The organism is Streptomyces sp. BR123 (assembly GCF_013401435.1).
Taxonomy (GTDB): Bacteria; Actinomycetota; Actinomycetes; order Streptomycetales; family Streptomycetaceae; genus Streptomyces.
The window spans coordinates 1-8125 of record NZ_JACBGN010000307.1 but is presented as its reverse complement, the minus strand read 5'-3'; the positions used below and the strand labels follow the sequence as shown (position 1 = coordinate 8125).

General features: G+C 69.4%; 7 protein-coding genes. 4 read left to right on the top strand and 3 right to left on the bottom strand.

Translation table 11 applies throughout. The features are described from left to right. The first annotated feature begins 769 nt into the window (after positions 1–769). The 4 genes from HYE82_RS30725 to HYE82_RS30710 all read left to right on the top strand — a co-directional run bounded on the left by HYE82_RS30725 (position 770) and on the right by HYE82_RS30710 (position 5007). The gene (locus HYE82_RS30725) at positions 770–1336 is read left to right on the top strand and encodes a hypothetical protein (RefSeq protein ID WP_179177470.1); all 567 of its coding nucleotides are present in this window, start codon (positions 770–772) and stop codon (positions 1334–1336) included. Beyond that, entirely contained in the window at positions 1333–3975 is a 2643-nt protein-coding gene (locus HYE82_RS30720; RefSeq protein WP_179177469.1) for a DEAD/DEAH box helicase, read from the top strand. The genes HYE82_RS30725 and HYE82_RS30720 overlap by 4 nt, the downstream gene beginning before the upstream one ends. A 101-nt stretch (positions 3976–4076) precedes the next feature. Further along, positions 4077–4454 carry a PadR family transcriptional regulator gene (locus HYE82_RS30715; protein ID WP_179177468.1) on the top strand — a complete coding sequence of 126 codons (378 nt, stop codon included), beginning with the start codon at positions 4077–4079 and terminating at the stop codon, positions 4452–4454. Between the two features lie 208 nt (positions 4455–4662). After that, on the top strand, positions 4663–5007 hold the full coding sequence (locus HYE82_RS30710) for a hypothetical protein (RefSeq protein ID WP_179177467.1): 345 nt from the start codon (positions 4663–4665) through the stop codon (positions 5005–5007). Positions 5008–5164: 157 nt separating this feature from the next. On the opposite strand, the gene HYE82_RS30705 is transcribed toward HYE82_RS30710, so the two are convergent. The 3 genes from HYE82_RS30705 to HYE82_RS30695 form a co-directional block, all read right to left on the bottom strand. Continuing rightward, the gene (locus HYE82_RS30705; protein WP_179177466.1) at positions 5165–6328 is read right to left on the bottom strand and encodes an integrase; all 1164 of its coding nucleotides are present in this window, start codon (positions 6326–6328) and stop codon (positions 5165–5167) included. Positions 6329–6708: 380 nt separating this feature from the next. Further along, entirely contained in the window at positions 6709–7068 is a 360-nt protein-coding gene (locus HYE82_RS30700) for a helix-turn-helix transcriptional regulator (RefSeq protein WP_179177465.1), read from the bottom strand. A gap of 18 nt (positions 7069–7086) precedes the next feature. Beyond that, positions 7087–8125, bottom strand: a 1039-nt coding sequence (locus HYE82_RS30695) for a tyrosine-type recombinase/integrase (protein WP_218783256.1), incomplete at its 5' end; no start/stop codon positions are given.

The window sequence follows — 8125 nt, the reverse complement described above, 5'->3', positions numbered from 1 at the left end:
GGGTTCCACAGCGCTGCGCGCTGTGCCAGCGAACCGCCTTGCTGCGCTCGGCGGGGCTCGGCTTCGCCGAGCCAAGGCCGGCCCTTCGGGCCGGGGTCCTGCGCTTCGCTCCGGACGGGTTCGGGTTTCGCTGCGCTCCACCCGAACGGCCCGCTCCGCAGGCCTGAGTGACCCTGTTTCACAGAGTACGGGCCTGCGGCCCGTTGGGCGGGTCCGCTTCGCTCCCCCACCCGGGTCCTTCCGGCTTCGCCTTCAGGACTTAGCCCGCTCCGCGGGCGCTGGCAGCAGTGTCGGTGGTGTCGCTTAGGGTCCCCCCTTGACGAGGTCGGCAGCGAAGCGGTATCAGGCGGTAGGCGATGTCGTGACCGTAGTAGTCGGCCAGGTCCATCGCACTCATGTCTCCGGGAGGTTGCGGTCTTGGATTGGCCCCGTAGGCCAGCAGGATCACTGTGAGCCGGCTGTCGATCGGAGTCCCTGACTGAAGTGCCGAGTCCCCCTCCAAGTCGATGGCATGCTCCAGGAGAGTCATCCCACAGCACACCTCGTTGACATCTGCGCCCTTCATCGAGGAGGCGGGTCAGCTCGGCATGGTCGCTGGACTCGACCGCCTGATGGGCGGGCGTCCAAGGATTCTCGATCATTCGATTCTTCTTCGTTCCCCGCTACCGGTCGTCAGTCCTGTGGTCGAACTCCAACCCTAGCATGATGCAGCATGTAGCATTGGAGAAATAACACCACACCCTCCAGGCGCATCGAGTGAGGTTCGCAGATGCCTGTCTACGAATATCTTCCCCATGAATTAGCTCGCCTCAGTGTGCTGAGAAAAGCGACGGGCCTGGACCTGAACCAGATCATGGAGCGCGTACGTCTCGCGCAGGAACGCGAGGCCCGCGCGAGCACAGGGCCGCAGGAACCGAAGAGCCTGAGCGAACTGCACATCGCCGTCCTCCAGCACGACCAGTGGCGGCGCATCGCCCACGTCACGGCCGAACTGCAGATGCCCGTGTATGAGCCCGCCGAGGACCCACGCGCGATCCGCTATGAGCAACAGCGGCTACGACGCCTTGAAGAAGACCGGGCGCACGCCGGGGAGCCCGACGGTCAGGCACCCATCGAGCTGCTCAGACACCGGGTCTACCGCATCACCGGCCGCCCCCTCGGCGAGCAAGCACCAGGCGGTGCCGACTTCGTCATCCACCTGATGGCCGGCTCGCTCAGCGAAGCGGCCAGCCGGGCCTGGAACGCCTACGGACGGCCGGACGGCCCCTACCGGGGAAACGGGCACCAGATCACCTCCGTCGAACAGGTCCTACCCGAACCAGGAGAACTGTTTTGATCCCACTCCGAGAGCACCAGGTGGATCAGAAATCGAGTTTCCGAAAGTGGGTGGGATTTCCTGCAAGGTCATCTGTGCCCCCACAGGGGGCCCGGGGAACGATCGTGTCCGCGACCGGGTCGGGCAAGACGATCACAGCCGCCGCATGCGCGCTGGAGTGCTTCCCCGGCGGCCGGATTCTCATCACCGTGCCCACCTTGGACCTGCTCGTCCAGACCGCCCAGGCGTGGCGCCTGATGGGCCACCAAGCCCCGATGGTCGCGGTGTGCTCACTGGAGAACGACCCAGTCCTCAACGAGCTGGGGGTGCGCACCACCACGAACCCGATCCAGCTCGCGCTGTGGGCCGGGCAGGGGCCGATCGTCGTGTTCGCCACATACGCCTCCCTGGTGGACCGCGAGGACATCGACGCTGAGGGCCAGGGGAAGGTTCGCGGGCCGCTGGAGGCGGCTCTGGCGGGCGGGGAGCGGCTCTACGGCCAGCAGATGGCAGGCTTCGACCTCGCCATCGTGGACGAAGCCCACTCAACCGCAGGTGATCTTGGCAGGCCCTGGGCCGCGATCCATGACAATGCCCGCATCCCAGCCGACTTCCGGCTCTACCTCACCGCGACCCCGCGCATCCTCGCTTCCCCCCGGCCGCAGAAGGGCGCGGACGGCCGGGAGCTGGAGCTCGCGTCGATGGGCCAGGACTCCGATACCTACGGGCCCTGGCTGGCCGAGCTCGGGCTCTCGGAGGCGATCGAGCGCGGCATCCTCGCCGGATTCGAGATCGACGTCCTGGAGATCCGGGACCCCTCTCCCGTCTTCGGGGAGTCGGAGGAGGCGCTGCGGGGCCGGCGCCTGGCGCTGTTGCAGACGGCGCTGCTGGAGCACGCCGCGGCGTACAACCTTCGTACGGTTATGACCTTCCACCAGAAGGTCGAGGAGGCCGCCGCGTTCGCGGATAAGCTGCCCGAGACCGCCACCGAGCTCTATGCCACCGACGCCTCCGACGCCGACCTGGCGGCTGCGGACCGGTTGCCGAGGTCGTCGATCCACGCGGAGTTCTACGAACTCGAGGCCGGCCGCCACGTACCCCGGGACCGGGTGTGGTCGGCGTGGCTGTGCGGCGACCACCTCGTGGCCGAGCGGCGTGAGGTCCTGCGGCAGTTCGCCAACGGCATCGACGTCTCGGGCCGGCGGGTCCACCGGGCGTTCCTCGCCAGCTGTCGCGTCCTCGGAGAAGGCGTGGACATCACCGGCGAGCGTGGCGTGGAGGCCATCTGCTTCGCCGACACCCGCGGCTCCCAGGTCGAGATCGTCCAGAACATCGGCCGCGCACTCCGCCTCAACCGCGACGGCACCACCAAGGTCGCCCGGATCATCGTGCCGGTGTTCCTGGAGCCGGGCGAGGACCCCACCGACATGGTCGCCAGCGCCTCGTTCCGCCCTCTTGTAGCCGTACTGCAGGGCCTGCGCGCACACTCCGAACACCTCGTCGAACAACTCGCCTCCCGCGCCCTCACCCGGCAGCCCCGAGCCAAACTCCACCACGTCGTGCGTGACGAGGAAGGCCGGATCATCGGCCCCGGCCGCGAAGACCAAGAGCAGGAAGACACCGAGGCCGCCGTGGAGTCGGCCCTGCTGCACTTCTCCAGCCCCCGAGACGCAGCCACCATCGCCGCATTCCTCCGAACCCGGGTCTACCGGCCCGAATCTCTGGTGTGGCTGGAAGGCTTCCAGGCCCTGCGCCGATGGCGCGCCAAGCACGGGATCACCGGCCTGCATGCGGTCCCGTACGACACCGAGACCGAGGTCGGCGTCACCGAGGACTTCCCTCTGGGGCGGTGGGTCCACGAACAGCGCAAGGCGCTGCGGGCGGGCGAGCTGGAGGCACACCGCAAGGAGCAGCTGGACGCCGAGGGGATGGTGTGGGAACCGGGCGAGGAAGCCTGGGAGACCAAACTCGCCCTCCTGCGCTCCTACCGACGCGCCCACGGCCACCTCGCACCCCGGCAGGACGCGATGTGGGGCGAAGACGGCGAGCAGCTGGCCATCGGGCAGCTGATGGCCAACCTGCGGCGCACCGGCGGCCTCGGCAAAAACGAGGAAACAGCCGAGACCCGGGCCAAGCAGCTCACCGCGATCGACAAGGACTGGAACTGCCCCTGGCCACTGGACTGGCAGCGCCACTACCGCATCCTCGCCGACCTCGCCGACACCGAACCCGGCGGCATCCTGCCCGACATCCAACCCGGCGTCCGCTTCGAAGGCGACGACCTCGGACGCTGGCTGAAACGACAGGCCAACTCATGGGCCCAGCTAAGCAAGGAACAGCAGCAGCGCCTGTCCACGCTGGGCCTGACACCCGCCCAGCGGCCCGCCCCAGCCCCGCCGGCCAAGAACACCGGGAAAGCCACGGGAAAGACATCAGCGGCCTTCCAGCGGGGCGCAGCAGCCCTCGCCCAGTACATCGACCGCGAAGGCCACCACCGCATCCCCCGCAGCCACACAGAAACGATCACGGTCGAGGGCGAGACCGCCCCCGTCGTCTTGAAACTCGGCGTGTGGATCACCAACACCAAAACCCGCCGCCACAAACTCACCCCCGCCCAACGCGCCACCCTCACCGACCTCGGGGTGGAGTGGGCGCAGTAGAAGACGGGCGAGCAGTTTCCGGGCTCCACAGGGCACAGCACCCCGGCGGACTACCCGTGGTCTCTTGTGGTGCAAGGTACTTGCTGATTTTCTTGTACCGCATGGCAAAGGAACTGTCCGCCGCCGGTGACCAGCGGCGCAGCCAGCTCCTGCGCGGCGTGCTCGACCTGTGCCTGCTCTCGCTGATCGCCGAACGCCCCAGATACGGCTTCGAGTTCGCCGAGGCCCTCGCCGCCGGGGGGCTGGAACTGGTCAGCGACGGCAGCATCTACCCGCTGCTCGCCCGCATGGAGCGAGCGGGGCTCATCTCCTCCTACCGCGCTGCGTCCCCGAGCGGCGGTGCCCCGCGCAAGTACTACCGCCTGACCGAGGCCGGACACACCGAACTGAGCGGCGGCCGGGACGGCTGGCTCGCCTTCGCCGGGCAGGTGGGCCGCATCCTGACCACCACCAAACCCACGGGGGAAACCACACCATGACCAACGCGCAGATCCTCACCGCCTGCCGCACCAACTGGGAGTACAGGGGCATCGACGACGCCTCCGTGAGGGAGATGCTCGACGAACTCTCTCCGCACACCTGGAGGACGCACAGGCAGCCGGCCGCACCGGGCAGGACGTCATCGGGAGCGACGTCCGTGCCTTCGCCGCCGCATGGGCGCGGGCACGCTCCCCGCTCCCGCGCCGGGTGCTGCGCACCGCGTCTTTGGGGTGTTTCGTCATCGGCTGCGTCCTGCTGTTCTCGTACCTGACCCGATGGACCACCACCCTGGACATCACCCCCGGCTACCTCGCCCTCTGGGCGGTACTCGGCACCGCCACCGTCGCCTGGCAGCTGCGGCGCGGCAGCCTCGGCATACGCCGCAGCTGGACCCTCGCCCTCACCGCCGTGTCCGCGGCGCTCCTCACCGACCGGCTCGCCGGCGACACGGTGCTGTTCGAGCTGCCGCTGTGGGCAGCGCCCCTCCTGCTGCTCCCCGGACTGCCCTACGCCATCACCGACGCCCGGGCCAAGAAGAACAGCCGAACCTGAGCGCCACCGCTGGCCAGGGCCACGCCGAACACCCCCTGGCAGAACCACCCACCACACCGGCAGCCGGCCGGCCAGAGACGACGCCGACCGGCCAGCTCGCCGAACCCGGCATCCACTGGGCACAGCAGAGCGGGATCCCCTGACCTCCGGCACCCGGTTATACGTAGTGGGCAGCGCCGTTGTAGGACATGCCCAGCGCCGCGGTGAGCTGTTTGATGTCGAGCTCAGCGGCAAGGGTGACCAGCCGGGTCGAGCGCAGGACGCGCGGCAGCAAGCCGACCGGGGCCAGGCTGTCACGGATGTGGGCCGCACCAGCCGGTTCTTGGGTGGTTCTCGTCAGCCGCGTCACCAGGACGTGCGGGTTGTCCGTGCCCAGCGAGGACCGGTGGCCGAGACAGCCCACCAGCGCCTTCCACGTCGCCGTGTCGAGTACGAGATCGACGGAGCGTCCGGGAAAGCGGACCGCGTGGCGGGCGGGGGTGAGGTGGTCGAGGGCAAGAAGGCGCAGTTCGGTGGTCGTGGCCGCATGGAGCAGCGCGGCCAGGCCGATGAACGCCTCGTGCGGCTGCATCGCGCCGTTCCCGTTCCAGCGGTGGTAGAGGATGCGCTGCTCGTCCAGGGTGAGGGTGGCACCCCTGAAACCACGCGCCTGCAGAGCATCGAGAGGCGCGGCCGGGTTGTGGAGCACCACTCCGGTGCGGTGGGCGTGGGCGAAGAACTGGCGCAGGCCCGCCAGCCAGGAAGCCCTGCGGGCCGGGTTCCGGGCGAGGAACGCCTCCAGATCCGTGGTGGTCACCGACGCCCACGACCTGTGCCCCCGGCCCTCGGCATGAAGAGCAAGGTCCCGGACGGTATCGAGCCGGATCTCGATGGTCTTCAGCCGGTTCGGGCGCAGCCCCAGAGCCGCGGCACGCTCACGCTGGTCCACCAGCGCCCGGGCGAAAGCCCTGACCGCTGGGCGCAGCGGGGCCGGGACGGCTTCGATGCGGCGCTCCCGCAGGGCGGCTGCTCTTGCGTCTTCGGCCGTCCCGGGGGCGTCGTGGAGGTGGTGGGTCCGGAAGAAATCGGCGAGGGGCCGCACGAGCCAGGGGGTGGCGTGCTGCGCATGGTGCAGGAGCGTGGCCGGGTCGGTGGTGCCGGCTTTGAGGATCAGGCGGGCGGTGTGGGTGATGGCGTCCGCGGCGTAGAAGGTGTGCCGGTGAGTTTGCAGGTGAGCAGTAAAGGGGTCCCACCAGGCAGGCACGGCGGGCATGCGGCAGGCCCAGCCCGCCGCCCGGGTCTGAACGGTGTGGGGGGAGTTCTCGTAGCAGGACTTGCACATGCCCCGCGCCCACTGAGCCGGAACACCGCACCTCCTACAGGCCGCGACCGGCTCGGCCGTGGCCGGATCGGAGCAATCACGGCACCACTGGGTCGCGGCCTCAAGCGTGCGGCGGCGCCCGCACCGCCTGCACGGACCGAGCGCGGGAACACCCGCGGCCCGGCGCCGGCACGCAGCGCACATCTCCTCCGCCGAACGCCTGCCGCCACCGCAGCCAGAACACCTGCGCGAGCACCACGCACACCGAACCGATCCAGGGCGCAGCCAGCGTTGCTTCCCGCAGCCGGGACAGCAGCCACGGACAGCATCGGGAACGGGCACTGCCATACGGGCACCTCTCCCAGTCGGTGGAGCCGACGATTCGAAGAACGCTCCCAGCGTCACAGGGGAGGAAGCGACCGCGTCCGGGTAGCCGTGAAGACCGTGGCCGCAGGCCGCCCGCCGTTCTCCCGCAACACCGCCGCCACAGCCGATGCCGTGGGATTCAGTGCGAGGAGGTCTCCCGGGGCGCAGTCCAGGGCCGTGCACAGGGCAGCAAGGGTCGACAGCTTCACCTGGGAGGGCTGCTTGGTGAACAGCGCGGACACCGAGGCCGCCGAGAGCTCCAGCCCCGCCCTCTCCGCGAGCAGCCGGCGCAGCTGCGTTCCTGTCCACACACCCCGCTCCGCCGCGGCCATCCGCAGCCGCCACTCCACCACCTCTGAAGCCGGGTCCGGGAGCCCTGTCCCTGCTGATGTCATGCCCCTCGCCTCTCTCACTCAGCCCGCCAGCACACGGACAGCAGAGTCGGTCGCGCGCCGCCAGGCGTCCTCGACGAACTTCTGCGACGGCTTCACGTACGCCATCGTGGAAGCGATGTGCCGGTGCCCGAGGAGCTGCTGGACCGCGATCAGGTCCATGCCCCGCTCGTACTGATGCGTCGCGCACGCCCGGCGCAGCGCATGCGGGGTGAACCGCTCATCCCAGCCCACGCCCTCGACATCGAGAAGACGGGCCAGGCGATCCCTGACCGTCCCCGCCTTCAGCGCCTGGCCGTCGTCGTCGCAGAACAGTGCCTCGGTGGCGGGGAACAGCGGCCGGACATCGGCCAAATACCAGGCCAGGATCTTCTCCAGGCCCTCCAGCATCGGCGCCCACCGCGGCCGCGGCCCCGACGCATTCGCCGCCTTCCCGAACCGCACATGCAGCTTCCCCGACGGCCCAAGCTGCGGATACACATCGGCCCGGTCCAGGCGCACCAGCTCACCCACCCGGACCGCCGACAGGTACGGCGTGCGCAGCATCGTGTAGTCCCGGGCCATGGCCCGGTAGTCGGACGCAACGGCCACCTGGGAACGGGCGAAGGAGAAGAACGCTTCCAACCGCTCCCGGCTGGGAGGAGGACCGACCGCGGCGTCGTCACCGGCATGCCGCACCCGGTTGTACCGGTCCAGCCCGCCCTTCCCCACCACGACACCGAACTCGGCGCGTACCTGCACCGCATACCGCTCGACGACGAAAGCGTGGAAAGCGCGCAGCATCTGCAAGTACTGCCGACGCGTACCGGCCGCCAGACCCGCCACAGCCAGGGCGTGGAGCATCTCATCCACGTCATCGGCTTCCACCGCCCACACCGGACAGTCGAAACGCCCCAGAACACGGGCGAGGAGGGAGGTATAGCTACGCACCGTCGACGGAGCAAACCCCCGCACCACCCACGTCCTCGCGAACGCCTGAGAACACCCGGCCTGGAACGCCCACGGATCCACCCCAGTATCCGGCTCAGCCAGCCCGCCACCGACCAGGCGCAGCCCGCCC